Genomic DNA, 16,133 nt, shown 5'->3' on the forward strand with positions numbered 1-16,133 from the left:
ATGTTCAGCCATTTATGCTGAAATATAGCCAAAAGGAATGATGTTACTTCATTAGTCAGATGCTATTGAGTGAGGTAGAATACTCAGATCATTTGTCTTTGCTGATAATCAATGGTTTTTTAGCTAAATAGCCATTGAAATAAGAACGATTATCAGCAAAGAGCCAAGTATGTCCATGATTGGCATATTTTTATCTTTCAGCCAGGGATGAGCCGTATTGGTGATATTTAGCTGAGCGAGGTTATCTTGACTGCGTTACAACAAGCTGTTGCATTATTGATTGCTAACATTAAACAAGCATCAGTAACAACTCAACGATTATTAGTGAAATTAGAACTGCCTGCAAATACTGATTTAATTGATTGGATGGATGCGCAATCTTTATTTCCTAAATTTTATTGGCAATCTCGAGATTGTCGTGAGGAAGTGGTTGCTTTAGGGCAGATAAAAACGTTTACCGATCCACTCATCGCTGAGCAAGTCATTGATGACGATCAGCGTGTTTGGGGTGGACGTTCTTTTGATGGACATACTGATCGTAACCGACGCTGTTTATCGTCTTTTTTCTTTTTGCCATTACTTGAAATCATTCGCTTTGATGGCGAATGGCATCTTGCGGCCAATTTGAGCGACGATAAACCTCGTATGCTAGCAATGCTGCAAAAAATCGTTATCAATCCTGACATCGTCACCGATATTGATAGCCGTATTTTAAGTCGTAGCTATAGCCCTGACTTTGCAGGCTGGTCAACCATGATTGATCAAGCATTAACGGGGATTGCTAACGATGAATTTGAAAAAGTGGTGTTGGCACGACGGACAACATTGCAACTTGATCATCCCGTATTGCCCGCCCAATTACTCAAAGCTAGCCGCGCCAGTAATAGCAATAGTTTCCATTTTTTAATGGCGCTAGATGCTGAGCATTGTTTTGTCGGGTCGACACCTGAGCGTTTATTTCAACGTCATGAGCGTGCATTACAAACTGAAGCATTGGCGGGCACGATTGGACGCGGAGCCGATACTCAAGAAGATCAACAATTGGCACAGTGGTTATTGGCGGATACAAAAAATCGCTATGAAAACCGCTTAGTAGTTGATGATATTGTTGAACGTTTGGTTCCGCAGTGTGAATCAATGAATGTTGCACCAGTGCCTGAATTGGTGCAGTTACGCAAAGTGCAGCATTTAAAACGCAGTATTGATGGTCAGCTTAATGATGCTGTATTTAGTGCCAATCTACTTGATAGCCTACAGCCAACGGCGGCCATTGCTGGTTTACCCCGTGATGCGGCGTTAAATTTTATTGCTGATCACGAACCGTTTGCCCGTGGTTGGTATAGCGGTGCTGTGGGGTATATTGGACAAAAACACAGTGAGTTTTGTGTCGCGATACGTAGTGCGATGATCAGTGGTGATGATTTACATTTGTTTGCAGGGGCGGGTATTGTTCCAGGTTCTGTTGCCGATAGTGAATGGAAAGAGCTCGATCGCAAAACATCCACCTTGTGCAGTTTGTTTGAACAACCATGTTCTGATGATGTGAATATTATGGATAAGATGGGATATAAAAGCGCATGATACAGCCACCATTAACAACGAGCCAATCATACCGAGCTGCATTAAATGGTTGTTGGGCAAGCTTAATGCTTGAAGAGTTAATGAGACTGGGTGTGCAGCATGTCTGTATTGCGCCAGGTTCTCGTTCGACACCATTGACGTTAGCGGCAGCAAAACTAACGCAACTTACGATTCATACCCATTTTGATGAGCGAGGTTTGGGTTTTTTAGCTTTAGGTTTAGCTAAAGCATCTCAATCTCCGGTAGCAGTTATTGTTACATCGGGTACTGCGGTCGCGAATTTATTACCCGTAGTGGCTGAAACAGGGCTTACTGGTGAAAAACTGGTATTGTTAACCTCTGATCGCCCCGCTGAATTAATTCAATGTGGTGCTAATCAAGCGATTCGTCAACATGGGATCTTTTCTGATCATGTAAGCCATTTTTTAGATGTACCTAGTCCGACTTTGGATATTGACCCTAATTGGTTGTTGTGTGCTGTTGATGATGTGATGCAGCAACAACAATTACAGGGTGGTTCGGTACATTTTAACTGCCATTATCCTGAACCACTGTATGGCGATGATGTTGATTTTAGTGAGTATCTTGCGCCTGTTGCTCAATGGCAGCTGGACGCTACACCCTATTGCCAACACCACGCAGTGCTATCTTCTGCGACAGCAACAATTGATTCGACTCAATGGCAAACATTGTGTGCTCAAAAAGGGGTGATTGTTGCTGGACGATTATCGGCGAGTGAGCTTAAAACTGTGCAACAATTAGCCTCTACGTTAGGCTGGCCATTGCTGGTGGATCCACAAGCGGGTGGCAGCAGTGATTTTGCAGGTTTTGATGGGTGGTTACAAAACGGTGCCTGTCAGCATCATCTTCAACAAGCACAGGTGTTATTGCAATTTGGTGGCCGTATCGTTTCAAAACGGTTATTACAGTTTATTGGTCAGCATCAGTGGCAGGCGTTTTTACTGATTGATCCGCTGGCTGGACGATTAGACTCTCATCATCGCCGTAGTCAACGTATTCAAGCCAATATTGATGCATGGGCGCAAGCAGCAATAGCGTTAACAACCGAGTCATTACATTCACAATGGGCACTGCCGTTAGCTGAAGCATCGCAACGTTATTTTGATATTGTTGCAGCTCTCAGTAACCGTTTTTCTGAATTAGGCTTAGCCGCACAAGTTATGCAGTGGATAGCGCCTCAAACCGAATTGTTTTTGGGTAATAGCATGATTGTTCGATTGTTGGATATGTGCGCTAAATTACCCTTAACCGTGACATTTGCTAATCGTGGTGCTTCTGGCATTGATGGTCTTATTGCGACTACCGCAGGTGTTCAACGTGCTCGTAAAGCGCCATTAGTGTGTCTGATTGGCGATACTTCGCTACTCTATGATCTCAATTCATTGGCACTATTGAATCAACATCAATACCCGATTGTGGTTATTGTCACCAATAATGATGGTGGTGGTATTTTTGATATGTTGCCTGTGCCTGATCAGCAAAAAGATGATTTTTATCGCATGCCTCATGGGTTTGAGTTTAGCCATGCGGCAGCGATGTTCGGTTTACAGTATTGCGCACCAACCTCATTGAATGCTGCTGAAACAGCTATCCGTAATGGTCAATCACATATAGGTACAACCCTGGTTGAAATTAAAACGCCAGCGGGTGAAGCTGGAGCAATGTTAAAGGCATTATTTGCTGAGGTTGAGCATGCTACTTTATTCTGAGACTTTTGGTACTAAAGCCGATCCCAATCAACCGACGTTAGTTTTTTTGCATGGTTTATTGGGTAATGGTCATGATTGGCGCTATGTAATTAGCCAACTGGCCATGACTCAACAATGTATGACCATCGATTTACCCGGTCATGGGCTGAGTGCGTTTGTTGATGTTGATATGACAGCCGCAGCTTTAGACGGGGGATTTGATGCTATTTATCACGCACTGAACACAACCTTAGCTCATCGAGGTGTTACTGATTACGTGCTTATTGGGTATTCGATGGGGGCGCGATTAGCCATGTATCATGCTTGTGCATTAGCCGCTGATCCTTCTGTATCTTCGAATGGACCTCGATTAATTAAAGTGTTGCTTGAAGGCGGGCATTTTGGATTACCAAGTGCTGAACGAGAGCCTCGCTATCAACATGATCAGCGTTGGGCGGCACGGTTTGCTCAGCAACCATTAATCGATATATTACAAGATTGGTATCAACAGTCCGTTTTTACATCATTGACGACAGCACAGCGACAAGCCTTGGTTACTAAACGAAGTGATAATTTAGGTGCTGGTATTGCTAAAATGATGTTGGCGACCTCGCTTGCTAAACAGCCACAATTATTACCTCAATTACAACAGCTTTCTGTTCCAGTGCATTATCTTTGTGGTGAGCATGATACTAAGTTTCGAGACTTAGCTGCGGCTTGTGGTTTAGCCGTGACAGTCATTGATAATGTGGGTCACAATATTCATATTGAACAACCTGTTGCTTTTACGACGGCATTATTAGCCTTTCTTGGTTAATAATAAGGTTATAAAGTAAATAAGAGACTCTGTTTTCTGGCTAGAGTGTTTGTTAGATACAGCTTTAGTAAAATATAAGGAAATGTAATGCGCAGCGCTAAGTTATTTCAATACCAACTTCCAATGGATTCTGGAGTTATTTTACGAGACCAACGATTGGTTACACGTGAAGGTTGGGTGGTTGAGTTATGCCAAGATCAACAATTAGCTTATGGTGAAATTGCGCCATTACCAGAGTTTAGTGTTGAGACTGCTACAGAAGCGGGCGAGCAAGCACAACAATTACTCTCACAATGGGTTGCCGGTGAAGCACTTGATTTAGATGCTGCCTTCCCTTCTGTTGCTTTTGGCATTAGTTGTGCGATGGCTGAGTTAGCCGCAGAACTTCCGGTTATGGGTAATTATTTAGTGGCACCTTTATGTTGTGGTGATCCTGATGATTTAGTGGAACGGTTTAATCAGACGCCAGGCGATAAAGTGGCTAAGATTAAAGTGGGTATGTATGAAGCCGTGCGTGATGGCATTGTGGCGAATATGCTACTTGAAGCGATTCCGGATATGAAATTACGACTTGATGCAAACCGTCAATGGACACCATTAAAAGCCCAACAATTTGCGAAATATGTTAAGCCTGAACACCGTAGCAGTATTGCCTTTTTAGAAGAGCCTTGCCGTTTACCGAGTGACAGTTTAGCGTTTGCTCAACAAACTGGAATCAATATTGCTTGGGATGAAACAGTACGTGATGCTGGATTTGAAGTAAAAGCTGAACCAGGCGTAGCCGCGATTATTATTAAACCTACTTTAATTGGCTCTCTTGCACGATGCATTGCATTGATCGAGCAAGCACATGTTGTTGGATTGATCGCGGTGATCAGTTCTAGTCTTGAATCAAGTTTAGGGTTAAATCAATTGGCACGTTTAGCACAATGGCAAACACCCAATGTGATCCCTGGTTTAGACACTATGCAATTATTTCAAGCTCAATTAATGCAGTCATGGCCTGGTTGTGAATTACCAGTGATTTCTTTATCTGAATTAGACATTGTATGGCACAAATAACCGAAGAATTTCAAATGTGGCCTTGGCAATATTGGGCTGAGCAACGACCAACCGAAATTGCGATTGCATTAGGTGATGCAGATGCTGGCGCGGTTACATGGAATTGGATTGAAGTTACCGCCAATATTGAAACTTATGCTCAACGACTTGTGGCTCAAGGGGTTAAGCGTGATCAATTGGTTGCGGTGGTTGCACCAAATAGTATCGATGTGTTATGGCTATTATTAGCCATTGTTAGGGTTGGTGCTCGTTATGTTGGACTGAACCCTAAATTGCCATCTAAGGCGTTAAATAATCAACTGATGGCACTTGGTAGTGATCATATTTGGTGCCCAGATATGGATGTGGCTGAGCTATTACCCGGATCTACGTTATCTTTGACCCCCGAGATAACGTCTGAGCGCATTATTCCTGTAATGTGGCAAGAACATCGCCCGGTGTCATTAACGTTAACCTCTGGCTCAATAGGGGCACCTAAAGCTGTTGTTCACCATCCGCAATCGCACTTAGCGAGTGCGAGTGGGTTATTAAAGCAAATGACTTTTACTGCTAACGATAGCTGGCTATTGTCGTTGCCATTATTTCATATTTCAGGATTAGCGATTGTTTGGCGATGGCTATACCGTGGTGCTCGTATCATCTTGGTGGAACCAGCATTACAGCAGCAAGCATTACAATGGGTAAGTCATGCTTCATTGGTGCCAACCCAATTGCAACGCTTCCTTGATTCTGAATATTCACGCCATCACCAACTACAACAGGTATTATTAGGTGGGGCTACAATTCCTGTCAGCTTAACCAAAGCAGCAGAACAAGCAGGTATTGAATGTTGGAGTGGTTATGGCATGACAGAAATGGCATCAACTATAACCGCTAAACGCGCCAATAGCAGTACGGGTGTCGGGATGGTTTTACCGAATCGTGAGCTTATTTTACGTGATGGTGAAATTTGGGTACGTGGCAAAGTCTTATGCCTAGGTTACTACCGAAATCGTACGATTTTTTCGTTATTGGGCTGTGATGACGATGATAGCTGGTTTGCAACCAAAGATTTAGGCGAGTGGCATGATGATGAATTATTTATTCGAGGTCGTGCCGATAATATGTTTATTTCTGGAGGTGAAAATGTACAACCTGAAGACATTGAACTGGTGTTATTACAACACGCTGCGGTTAACCACGTTATCGTATTGCCAGTAGACGATCATGATTTTGGCGCTAGACCTGTCGCGATATTAGCCACGGCACAACCACTCGATAGTTATTTAATCGGTCAGTTAGTGATATATATGTCGCAAAATGTAGTACCACATAAACGACCGATTCGTTATTTGCCATTACCTGAATGCTTTGCCAAAGATGTAAAGGTTTCCCGTTCAGATTTAGCCAAGTGGTTGGCTTCGCAAGCCTAAAAGTAAACGTATAGAAATACAAAGGCGAAGTATAATAGCTTCGTCTTTTTATTTTTAACTTTTTATATAGATAACTTTATTGGGATTAGTTTTATTTGAACGCGAATGGTCGCGTTATAATTAGCGTTTATCACCACGTAACTCCATCACTTGCTGACGTAATAATTGGCTGTTGGTCGTTTCTGATGGTACACAATCTCCAGCAACAATGGTGACTTTTGACCAAAAACGTTTAGGCAATTTAAGTAAGGCATATCCGCCTTCACGACTAAAATAACTGCCCCATAATCCTTGTAAAGCCACGGGAATCACCGCAACACTTGAACGCTTAATGATCAAATCAATACCGCGCATAAAGGGGGCTATTTCGCCATCCTGTGTTAAATGACCTTCCGGAAATACACACACAATATCCCCTTGTTCTAAGTAGTCAGCAACTTGATCAAACGCAGTTAGAACTGATTTTCGATCATTAGAATCAACTGGAATAGCTTTGCAAGCACGACAAAAAGTGTTGACGATCGGCAGGTTGTAAATCTTCTTATCCATTAGGAAGCGAATAGGGCGTGGACAAGCGCCAGCTAATAGCAGAGCATCCATATAGCTAACATGGTTACAAACGAGTAATGTGCCTCCCTGCTGAGGAAGTTTGTTAAGATTGTAATGCTGGACACGGTACATAGCATGAGTAACGACCCATACTACGAAGCGCCAGAAAAAATCAGGGGCTTGAAAATAGATATATATTAAGACTAATCCGTTTAATCCTGATAATACTAAGAAAAATTGAGGGATAGACAGCTGTAATAACGATAAACAAATAATGCCAGCAATGGCACTGATAACCATAAATACCGCATTCCAAATATTATTAGCTGCAATAATTTGAGCGCGCTGATCTTCTTTGGCACGTTGTTGCATCAAGGTATATAACGGCACGATAAAAATACCACCAGCGACCCCAAGCAATAATAGTGAGATAAAAACAGGCCATAGTGAGGGTTGTGCAACGAACGTTAAGATTGAGTTACTGACAGGAATAACACTAGGCGTCATGGCGTAGAGTCCAAAACTAAACAGACTGATTCCAAAACAGCCGATAGGAACGATACCTGGATCAATGCGATGTTGTGATAACCGATCACATAACATCGAACCAATAGCGATACCGATTGAAAATAAGGTCAGTAAGAAAGAAACAGAAGAGGCTTGGCCACCTAAATTGGATTTAGCAAAATTAGGAAACTGAGTTAAGTAGCACGCACCAAGGAACCAAAACCAACTAATACCTATAATACACTGAAATATGATTTTATCTTGCTGAGCCATTTTCATGGTATGACGCGTTTGTTGCCATGGACGCCAATGAAATTTGATATGAGGTTGGCTTGGTGGTGCAGGTGGAATAGCCAGTGAAGTAATATAGCCTAAAATAGCAAAGATAATCACACTAACGGCAGCAATGTAGCGGCTATTATCACTGTTCGCGATAACGCCGGCGATAATTGTTCCAAGTAAAATAGCCAGAAATGTTCCTGTTTCAACTAATGCATTGCCTGAGATTAATTCATCTTTTTTAAGGTGTTGCGGTAATAGCGCATATTTAGCTGGACCAAAAAATGCTGATTGGGTGCCCATCAAAAACAGTAAAAATAACAGTGAAAGATAACTTTGGTAGATAAAGGCAATAGCAGCACAACACATAATAATCACTTCTGCGAGTTTGACTATTTGCATTATTTTCGCTTTATCATAAATATCAGCGAGAATACCGGCTGAGGCTGAAAATAAGAAAAATGGCAGAATAAATAATCCCGCAGCTAAATTAATTAATAGATCAGCATTAAGTGGAAGTGTGTGTATTGAGGCATAAGCAATAAAAATCAGTAGAATGTTTTTATAAACATTATCATTAAATGCCCCTAAAGCTTGTGTCAGAAAATATGGTAAAAACCGGCGTTTAGTTAACAGGTTTGACTGAGGCTTAGGGGACATTCTGCTGTTCTCGTTAAATTATTTATGCCATGAATTAAGGTAGGTATCTAATAAATTATTGATCAATGCTTTACCATCAACGGGCGTTGAAGTAAATAATTTATCATCTACAGTTAATAAAGTAATGCCGTGTACGCCAGCCCAGATAACTCGACTTGCTTCAAGCACTTCTTTATCTGTCATTTCATCATTAATTTGACCAATTAACATTTCAAGCATACCTGTCATATTATCAATACGTTCTGTTTGCCACTCAGGTAAGTCTTCGCCATTCATTGTATGTTGGAAAATTAACTGCCAACGGTAAGGATGTGCGGTTGCAAAATCAAGATAACAGAAAGCAAGGTTACGTAGTGCTTCTTGGGAAGACGTTGACTCACGAACACACAGTTCAGCTTGTTGGAATAATTCGTCAAGTGTTTGAGCGATAGCATGAAGGAGTAGTAGATTATAGTTACCAAATACATTAACTAAGGTACTTGGAACATAGCCAATCATCGCCGCGACTTTACGTAAACTTAGTTCATGGTGTGGATGTTGATCGAGAAAGATTTTGACTTGCTCAAGAGTCATATTTACTAATTCTTCGCGGGTGTGGTCATTTCTTCTTGCCATGAAATTATACTCTTAAAATATGTTTGCAATTGTTATAATTAGCTTAGTGATAAGCTGCTTTTTTAATTATTCTCATCCTTGAACTATTGTGAAAATATAAACATCCCTAAATGTAAGTATTATTGAAACATAGATGGAGCCTTAAGAGGCTGTGCATATATGACATAATACTAATCACCGCATTTAAATATTAAGCATTGCTTTTTTTTGTATTTTCTAGTGAGACTTGATCATTTAGCGTCCAAAAATCGACTAGAATACCGATTAAAAAGAAACCAAACGTGCACAGATAAAGGATACCAGTTAGCCATTTACCCATATACATACGGTGGATACCAAATACGCCAAGGAAGGTTAATAGTAGCCATGCAATGTTGTAATCAATTTCACCACTTGCAAAACGTAACTCCGATTCACGATTCATTGATGGGATTAAAAATAAATCGATTAACCAGCCTATACCAAACAAACCGAGTGTTAAAAACCAAATAGTACCAGTTACAGGTTTACCATAATAAAAACGATGAGCGCCTGTAAAACCAAAAATCCACAATAAATAACCCACAAATTTACTATGTGTATTGTTCTCTTGCATAGTTAGCTCCATTGAGAAAAGATCATAATAATTAATAAAAGTAACATTGTTGAACAGATATTGTTAACTTTTATTGGTGCGATAAAAAACAGTATATAATAATAAACGTTTACTGCGGATAATATATGGCATGATATTGGAAATTTCACCTTTTAGGTTGTATTAGGTCAATTTATTGCGAATAAATACGCATAGTAAATTTCTTTATGTTTAATTATATGAAAATCACGCATAAGTAATGTCCATATCATGAATATCAATTATCTGATTATTATGTGTTTAGTGTGTTGTTTTAAATAACCACAAGCAATGTTAAACATTAGTAACAATTTTAATGAGTGATTAAATTGACATTTTGTAGCGAATAGCTACGATGCTTAGAGTTAATGACGAAGGTATATCGATTATTATGAAACGCTTTTTTACCGTATTTGCTCTTATTGTGGCTGTGTCGTTTACAGCATCACATGCAGAAGCAAAAAGATTCGGTGGTGGTAAGTCATTTGGTAAAAGCTTTAAAACCGCTCCGGTTCGTAAGCAGCAACCACAACAGACTGACACTATTCGTAAACAAAATCCAACCGCAGCATCATCGGCGAAAAAAGGCCTAATGGGTGGTTTGTTAGGTGGTCTTCTTGCTGGTGGTTTGTTAGCCGCTTTCTTTGGTGGCGCATTTGATGGTATCCAGTTTATGGATATTCTTATTATCGGTGTGATTGCTTTTGTATTGTTTAAACTATTTAAAGCAATGCGTGCGAATAAAGGTACACCGATGGGGCACCGTGAGTCTTATGCTGGAAATTCTCCTCGTCAGCCTCAACAGCAACGTCAACAACAGCAACAATTCCGCCAAGGTGCAGCACAACAACAATCATCTGGTTTTGAATCAACAGATAGCGATGTGCCGTTTAACTTACCGCCAAACTTTAATATGAATGCATTCCTAAATGGTTCGCGTGATCATTATCGTATTATTCAAGGCGCATGGAATCATAACGAATTAGAAAAAATTCGTGAGTACGTGTCTCCCGCTTTATTAGTGGATTTAACTGCTGAGCGTGCAAAGCTGTCTGAAGAACAACATACAGAAGTGATGTACGTTGATGCAGAACTTGTACGTGCTGATCATGATGCAAATATGGCTCAGTTAAGTATTAAGTTCAGTGGCCGTTATAAAGATAGCGTTGAAGGTGTAGAAGAAGATATTAATGATGTATGGCATTTAGAGCGTGATTTACGCAAACCTAATGCACCATGGTTAATTGTTGGTATTCAAGCATAATCGCGACAAAGAACAGTCAAAAAGCCGCTAATAGCAAATTGTTTCATATATTATGATGATTTTGTGAAGCGGCTTTTTTATATCTCTCAATAGCTTAGGTCGTTTTTCATACAACGCTGAAACTTAATGACTGATAGATGTTCAATTTTTTGACGTGGATCTCATCTTGGTAGAGAAAGATCTTCAGATATTGATCTCTGCACCTAGTTTTCTTACCAACAAACGCTAATATTAATAATAGATTATTTATCCCACTGGGATTTTCCATATTAAGAGGTGACTATGCTGTACACTCCCGATATCGTTGATGAAATGAATCTGCTGGTAAAATTCCCTATGCACAGCAATATGGAAGGTATTAAGGTTCATAGCGATGCAAGTCCTACTGTTATCTCTGCAGCGCAACGTTTGTATGCGAAAGGATTAGTGACTGAAGAGGATGGAGGATATTTGACATATTCTGGCCATCAAGTGGTAGAAAATGCTAAAAATGCATTACGTATTCTGACTGGCGCGGCCAAAGAATAGCATTATTCTTCAGTAAGCAAACAGCAATAATCACTCGGTTATTTGCTCAAGCTCGGTAATAATTGTTAAGGCTTGCTCGTTGGTATTACCACAAATATCAGAGCAAGCTTTAAAATTATGACACACCGCTGGGCGTTCTGGGTGACCAAAGAGTTTGCATAAATTGTTTTCATTTAACTGCACGCAACGTACCCCCGCAGGTTTACCATTCAGCATTCCTGGAATTGAAGATGATATACTCGGAGCAATACAGCATAATGAATACCCTATTTCTAATATTTAGAAATGAATGCTAAGTGCTTGTGTTTGTAAGTGTTATTTTTGTTTTTCTAAAAAAACCATTCTGATAAAAATTTATAGATTTTTTTAGTAAATGCTGTTGTGTTTTTCTAACTTTACAATCTAAAAGCTTATTTTTTTCTTATCAATTGATAATTATTCCGTGAAATACGAAATTTCCCACTAAATCATTATCATCTTGAATTATATTTCTCCCATGACGTGTTAAGTAACTATTTCCCCAAAGTGTTTCCTGTTGAAGTAGCATAGTTAATTTGGCCACCTAGTTAGAGGTGATATCATCACCTCATAATTTAATAGGTGACACAATGACTAAAAGAATACGTCCTAATTTTACACCCGAATTTCGATTAGAATCTGCACAACTCGTTTTAGACCAAGGCTACTCGGTAAAAGAAGCCGCTGAAGCAATGAATGTCGGTAAATCAACAATGGATAAGTGGGTTCGACAGCTTAAAGATGAACGTGGTGGGATTACACCCAAAGCAACACCAATGACACCTGACCAGCTTAAAATTCGTGAATTAGAAAAGAAGATTAAACGGATTGAAATGGAGAAAGAAATACTAAAAAAAGCAACCGCTCTTTTGGCCTCGGACTCATTCAAAACTTCATTTTAGTTGATGAATTAAAAGCTTATTATCCTGTATCTATCCTCTGCAATGTCTTTGACATTCATCGCAGTAGCTATAAATATTGGGCTAAACGGCCCAAAACGCAGTCAAAAGAGCAAGTGCTATTATCTAGTGAAGTGAAGGCTGCACATCGTGCTAGTGGTGGCTCTGCAGGAGCCAGAACGATTGCAGGTATCGTTACAACTAAAGGCGTGCCGTTAAGTCGATATAAAGCCACTAACGTCATGAAAAAATTAGGGTTAGTTAGTTGCCAGGTTAAGAAGCATCGTTATAAAAAAGCAGAAAATGCACATCTAAATATCCCTAATACATTAGATCGCCAGTTTGCAGTTACTGAGCCTAATCAAGTTTGGTGTGGCGATGTGACATATATTTGGTCAGGACAACGTTGGTTGTACCTTGCTATTGTGATTGATTTATTTTCTCGTAAGGTCATTGGCTGGGCAACGTCAGGCTCACCCAATACAGATCTAATAGGTAAAGCCCTTTCGATGGCTTATGAAGTTCGAGGGGCACCTAAAGGTGTCATGTTTCATTCCGATCAAGGCTGTCATTATACAAGTAAACAATTTCGCCGATTACTTTGGCGGTATCAAATTACACAAAGTATGAGTCGACGTGGAAATTGTTGGGATAACGCCCCAATGGAACGCTTTTTTAGAAGTTTTAAAACAGAATGGATGCCAACGGCGGGTTATCGCTCATCGAATGAAGCTAAAGTGGCGATCACTAAATACATTATCCGATATTACAACCAAGTCAGGCCCCATCAATATAACGGTGGCTTGACGCCTAATGAATCAGAACGCCGATTTAATAATGAATACAAATCAGTGGCCAATTTTACTTGACCACTTCATGTCTAGGTATTCTATTTGGTGTAATCTGATAATCTTTGAAAGATAAAACTAGTAGTTAATAAAAAGTAAGGCTTAAATTATTAATTGTTAGATTATTGTCGAAATAAATTAAAAGTGATTAGCCTAACATTTTCGAGTTGACTCTATTAATTCAAGTGCGTACTTATGCATATAATGTTAAAATTATCTGTTTTTTTTAGAGTTCTGGTTTAGTTATATGTCCCAATTAAAAGTCCAATTTATAAATGCAGGTATCGGTGATTGTATTCTCATTACTGATTTGGAGACGGATAAGAAAATATTAGTAGACTCTGGTCCAAGTCAAGGTGTTGGTAGAGCAACTGTTACGAGAGTATTATTTCAAACCTTGAATAATAATAATGAAGTTGATTTAGCTATTCTCACGCATAACGATGATGATCATATTGGTGGTTTTGAGGGACTAATTAAAAACGACATTATTTCAATAAATAAAATAATTTTTAACAGTGTCGCTGAATTAGAAGATGAGCAATTAGTTAATTCTAGCAAGGCATCATATAGACAAGATTTAAACTTATACAAGATGGTAAAGGATACAAATATTCCCATAGAGAGTATCGTGGTTGAGGCCGGTAGTTCAAGTGTTCTTGAATTGGGAGATATCACCCTACGATTTATTTCCCCAAATGATATTAAAATGAGTATGTTGAAAAGGTGGGCTATTAAAGAAAAGAAATTAGCAGAGAAAAAAGAAGAAGTACGTCTTGCTAAAAAATCATCTAAGAATGCTACTGTTTATACTTCTCTAGAACAAGCACTGACAGCTATAGAGGTAGAGGATAAATTCGATGCTGACAAGAGGGAACCAAATGGGTCTTCTTTAGCATTTATATTAGAGTATGGAGAGTCTCGTTTATTATTTCTTGGTGATTGTCATATGGATATAGTTGAGGCTTATTTAGCTTCTAAAGAGCAACCTCAATATTTTGATTTTGTAAAACTTTCTCACCACGCTAGTGAACATAATAATAGCCCAGAATTTTTTAACTTGATTAATTGTAAAAACTTTGTGGTTTGTAGTGATGGTGATAATAGTTATGGTCACCCTTCAATGAAAACCATTGCTAGGTTAACGAAAAGATTTCCAGACTCATTTATACATTTCACATCGGATAGTGAGTTAATACGTAACTTCACAAAATCATTTTCTAGTAGGTGTCATTATCCAACTAACGATATATTAGAGTTTAAATATGAATTATCAAAATAATATTGTTACTGTAAAAGTTGGGCTTCTAGATAGTAGTGGTTATGCATTTAAGAGCGTTTGTGGGAAGAGTAAATATGTTATAACTTCAAAGCATAGTATTTGTGAGGATAAACCTAGCTGTCTCTATATATCTGAAGGGAATAATGCTTGTCGGACTTGTCAATTATATGTAAATATTTCTCAAGTTAAAATTAAATTCGGTGATAATAATCTAATAGATATTTGTAATTATTTTTTATCAGATAAATCAGATGTTGCTATCTTAGAACTAGAGTCTGAAAGAACTGATTTAGATTTATTAAAATGCTCATTTTCTGATGCTAATGAATATTATATTTGGAAATATAATAAAGATAGTTTGATCTTAGATAGTAAACGAATAAAAGAAGAGTCATATGCACTTTACAATCTGAAAAGCCCTACTTTTACAGAGTTCCTTCCTAAGAGTAAGGTCATACCTGGGTACTCTGGGACTCCAGTTTTTTCAATAGATGAAAAAGGTAGACCACTTATTCATTCTATACTTACTGATAATGAATCAAATAATGATATTGGTGCAGAGATAATAACTCGTGAATTACTTCATGAATTATCACTTAAATCTTCAGTGATAATTAATAGTGACTTCAGTTTATTGTCTCATGATATTAACAATACTTTCATTGAGGATTGTTTTGAGTTTTATTATGAGCAGGAACTTGAGAATGAAAATAAATTAAAAGTATATTCATTACCTTTTACAGACTCAAATAAGTTTGATTTATCAAAAGTGGTAGATCTTCTTACTAGTAATATGACTCGTAGTGTATTCTCGCCTAGAGAAGTAGAGCTAGCGAAAGGCAATGATATGAAAGTATTCCAAGCTTTCAGTACATTCCTATCTGAACCAACTGACAAATATAGTAAACCAGCTTTATTACAAAATTTGATTGAATCAGACTTGTCTGCTCCAACGCTGTATAAATCAACCAAACAAGATGATTTCAGTTCAATACATGTGAGAGAGTTTTTCCCAGAGCAATTCGAATTTATCATGACTAAGTTTTTTAGTGATACTGAGCTTATTGAAGCAATTAGTAATTGTGTTAATTCTATAAAAGAGGCTAATAACAAAATAAGTGGAAGTTCTCTGTTGCTTGATCAACAATTTGTTAGTCAATCTTTATCAGTGAAGTATGCTGACCTGATTTCGAAGTTAGTCCTTCCTGATAATGATACTCATATTGAATATAATTTTGGTTTATTAAGCACTTATATAGTGGATATTGATCCAAGTATATACCGAGAGAGGGTCTTGAATAATAAAAGATGTGCTGTTAAAGATAGAATCATAGAACACTTAAATGATAAGTATGAAAAAATTTCATCTATATTCAATGATAATTTCTTCATGGGAAAAACTTGTTATCTTTACCTAATTCCAATCAATGAGACTGGAGAGTTGAAGAAATTGATGTATGCCAAAATAAATCAGGGTAATAATGGTTGAT

At 38.5% G+C, this 16,133-nt stretch carries 14 protein-coding genes; 10 read left to right on the forward strand and 4 right to left on the reverse strand.

The window, feature by feature from the left end:
• The first annotated feature begins 231 nt into the window (after window positions 1-231).
• The 5 genes from Q0V26_RS04080 (at window position 232) to menE (ending at window position 6,581) form a co-directional block, all read left to right on the forward strand.
• Complete coding sequence (locus Q0V26_RS04080) at window positions 232-1,581, forward strand: isochorismate synthase (RefSeq protein WP_297478439.1); 1,350 nt, start codon at window positions 232-234, stop codon at window positions 1,579-1,581.
• Window positions 1,578-3,311 carry a 2-succinyl-5-enolpyruvyl-6-hydroxy-3-cyclohexene-1-carboxylic-acid synthase gene (menD, locus tag Q0V26_RS04085; RefSeq protein ID WP_297478316.1) on the forward strand — a complete coding sequence of 578 codons (1,734 nt, stop codon included), beginning with the start codon at window positions 1,578-1,580 and terminating at the stop codon, window positions 3,309-3,311. Before Q0V26_RS04080 ends, menD begins: the two co-directional genes overlap by 4 nt.
• A complete protein-coding gene (menH, locus tag Q0V26_RS04090; RefSeq protein ID WP_297478318.1) occupies window positions 3,295-4,107 on the forward strand; it encodes a 2-succinyl-6-hydroxy-2,4-cyclohexadiene-1-carboxylate synthase in 813 nt (270 codons plus the stop codon). Before menD ends, menH begins: the two co-directional genes overlap by 17 nt.
• Before the next feature lie 87 nt (window positions 4,108-4,194).
• Window positions 4,195-5,169, forward strand: coding sequence for an o-succinylbenzoate synthase (gene menC / locus Q0V26_RS04095; protein ID WP_297478320.1), 975 nt, complete (start codon window positions 4,195-4,197; stop codon window positions 5,167-5,169).
• Complete coding sequence (menE, locus tag Q0V26_RS04100; protein ID WP_297478322.1) at window positions 5,157-6,581, forward strand: o-succinylbenzoate--CoA ligase; 1,425 nt, start codon at window positions 5,157-5,159, stop codon at window positions 6,579-6,581. Before menC ends, menE begins: the two co-directional genes overlap by 13 nt.
• A 120-nt stretch (window positions 6,582-6,701) precedes the next feature.
• Here menE and Q0V26_RS04105 read toward each other — a convergent pair whose 3' ends face one another.
• The 3 genes from Q0V26_RS04105 to Q0V26_RS04115 all read right to left on the reverse strand — a co-directional run bounded on the left by Q0V26_RS04105 (window position 6,702) and on the right by Q0V26_RS04115 (window position 9,786).
• Complete coding sequence (locus tag Q0V26_RS04105; RefSeq protein WP_297478324.1) at window positions 6,702-8,576, reverse strand: MFS transporter; 1,875 nt, start codon at window positions 8,574-8,576, stop codon at window positions 6,702-6,704.
• Window positions 8,577-8,594: 18 nt separating this feature from the next.
• Window positions 8,595-9,191, reverse strand: coding sequence for a TetR-like C-terminal domain-containing protein (locus Q0V26_RS04110; RefSeq protein ID WP_297478326.1), 597 nt, complete (start codon window positions 9,189-9,191; stop codon window positions 8,595-8,597).
• Between the two features lie 190 nt (window positions 9,192-9,381).
• The gene (locus Q0V26_RS04115; protein ID WP_297478328.1) at window positions 9,382-9,786 is read right to left on the reverse strand and encodes a TM2 domain-containing protein; all 405 of its coding nucleotides are present in this window, start codon (window positions 9,784-9,786) and stop codon (window positions 9,382-9,384) included.
• Between the two features lie 409 nt (window positions 9,787-10,195).
• Between Q0V26_RS04115 and Q0V26_RS04120 the strand changes: the two genes are divergently transcribed.
• Entirely contained in the window at window positions 10,196-11,068 is an 873-nt protein-coding gene (locus tag Q0V26_RS04120) for a TIM44-like domain-containing protein (protein ID WP_080157973.1), read from the forward strand.
• Between the two features lie 282 nt (window positions 11,069-11,350).
• Window positions 11,351-11,596 carry a TIGR02647 family protein gene (locus Q0V26_RS04125; protein WP_107276370.1) on the forward strand — a complete coding sequence of 82 codons (246 nt, stop codon included), beginning with the start codon at window positions 11,351-11,353 and terminating at the stop codon, window positions 11,594-11,596.
• Window positions 11,597-11,626: 30 nt separating this feature from the next.
• Here Q0V26_RS04125 and Q0V26_RS04130 read toward each other — a convergent pair whose 3' ends face one another.
• Complete coding sequence (locus Q0V26_RS04130) at window positions 11,627-11,875, reverse strand: YkgJ family cysteine cluster protein (protein ID WP_363316459.1); 249 nt, start codon at window positions 11,873-11,875, stop codon at window positions 11,627-11,629.
• A 329-nt stretch (window positions 11,876-12,204) separates the two neighbouring features.
• Here Q0V26_RS04130 and Q0V26_RS04135 point away from each other — a divergent pair.
• The 3 genes from Q0V26_RS04135 to Q0V26_RS04145 all read left to right on the forward strand — a co-directional run bounded on the left by Q0V26_RS04135 (window position 12,205) and on the right by Q0V26_RS04145 (window position 16,132).
• A protein-coding gene (locus Q0V26_RS04135) for an IS3 family transposase (RefSeq protein ID WP_297478332.1) occupies window positions 12,205-13,382 on the forward strand; the annotation gives its coding sequence in 2 pieces (ribosomal slippage) (window positions 12,205-12,475 and window positions 12,475-13,382; 1,179 coding nt in all).
• Between the two features lie 226 nt (window positions 13,383-13,608).
• Window positions 13,609-14,643 (forward strand): MBL fold metallo-hydrolase, encoded by a 1,035-nt coding sequence (locus Q0V26_RS04140; protein WP_297478334.1) that lies wholly within the window; start codon window positions 13,609-13,611, stop codon window positions 14,641-14,643.
• Entirely contained in the window at window positions 14,627-16,132 is a 1,506-nt protein-coding gene (locus tag Q0V26_RS04145) for a Hachiman antiphage defense system protein HamA (protein WP_297478336.1), read from the forward strand. The genes Q0V26_RS04140 and Q0V26_RS04145 overlap by 17 nt, the downstream gene beginning before the upstream one ends.
• The last annotated feature ends 1 nt before the right edge of the window (window position 16,133 follow it).

Source organism: uncultured Photobacterium sp. (assembly GCF_947039875.1).
Lineage (GTDB): Bacteria > Pseudomonadota > Gammaproteobacteria > Enterobacterales > Vibrionaceae > Photobacterium.

Excerpts from the sequence above, each read along its gene's own strand:
- menD (WP_297478316.1), top strand. The coding sequence starts at position 1,578 with ATGATACAGCCACCATTAACAACGAGCCAATCATACCGAGCTGCATTA.
- menH (WP_297478318.1), top strand. The coding sequence starts at position 3,295 with ATGCTACTTTATTCTGAGACTTTTGGTACTAAAGCCGATCCCAATCAA.
- menC (WP_297478320.1), top strand. The coding sequence starts at position 4,195 with ATGCGCAGCGCTAAGTTATTTCAATACCAACTTCCAATGGATTCTGGA.
- menE (WP_297478322.1), top strand. The coding sequence starts at position 5,157 with ATGGCACAAATAACCGAAGAATTTCAAATGTGGCCTTGGCAATATTGG.
- Q0V26_RS04105 (WP_297478324.1), bottom strand. The coding sequence starts at position 8,576 with ATGTCCCCTAAGCCTCAGTCAAACCTGTTAACTAAACGCCGGTTTTTA.
- Q0V26_RS04110 (WP_297478326.1), bottom strand. The coding sequence starts at position 9,191 with ATGGCAAGAAGAAATGACCACACCCGCGAAGAATTAGTAAATATGACT.
- Q0V26_RS04115 (WP_297478328.1), bottom strand. The coding sequence starts at position 9,786 with ATGCAAGAGAACAATACACATAGTAAATTTGTGGGTTATTTATTGTGG.
- Q0V26_RS04120 (WP_080157973.1), top strand. The coding sequence starts at position 10,196 with ATGAAACGCTTTTTTACCGTATTTGCTCTTATTGTGGCTGTGTCGTTT.
- Q0V26_RS04125 (WP_107276370.1), top strand. The coding sequence starts at position 11,351 with ATGCTGTACACTCCCGATATCGTTGATGAAATGAATCTGCTGGTAAAA.
- Q0V26_RS04140 (WP_297478334.1), top strand. The coding sequence starts at position 13,609 with ATGTCCCAATTAAAAGTCCAATTTATAAATGCAGGTATCGGTGATTGT.
- Q0V26_RS04145 (WP_297478336.1), top strand. The coding sequence starts at position 14,627 with ATGAATTATCAAAATAATATTGTTACTGTAAAAGTTGGGCTTCTAGAT.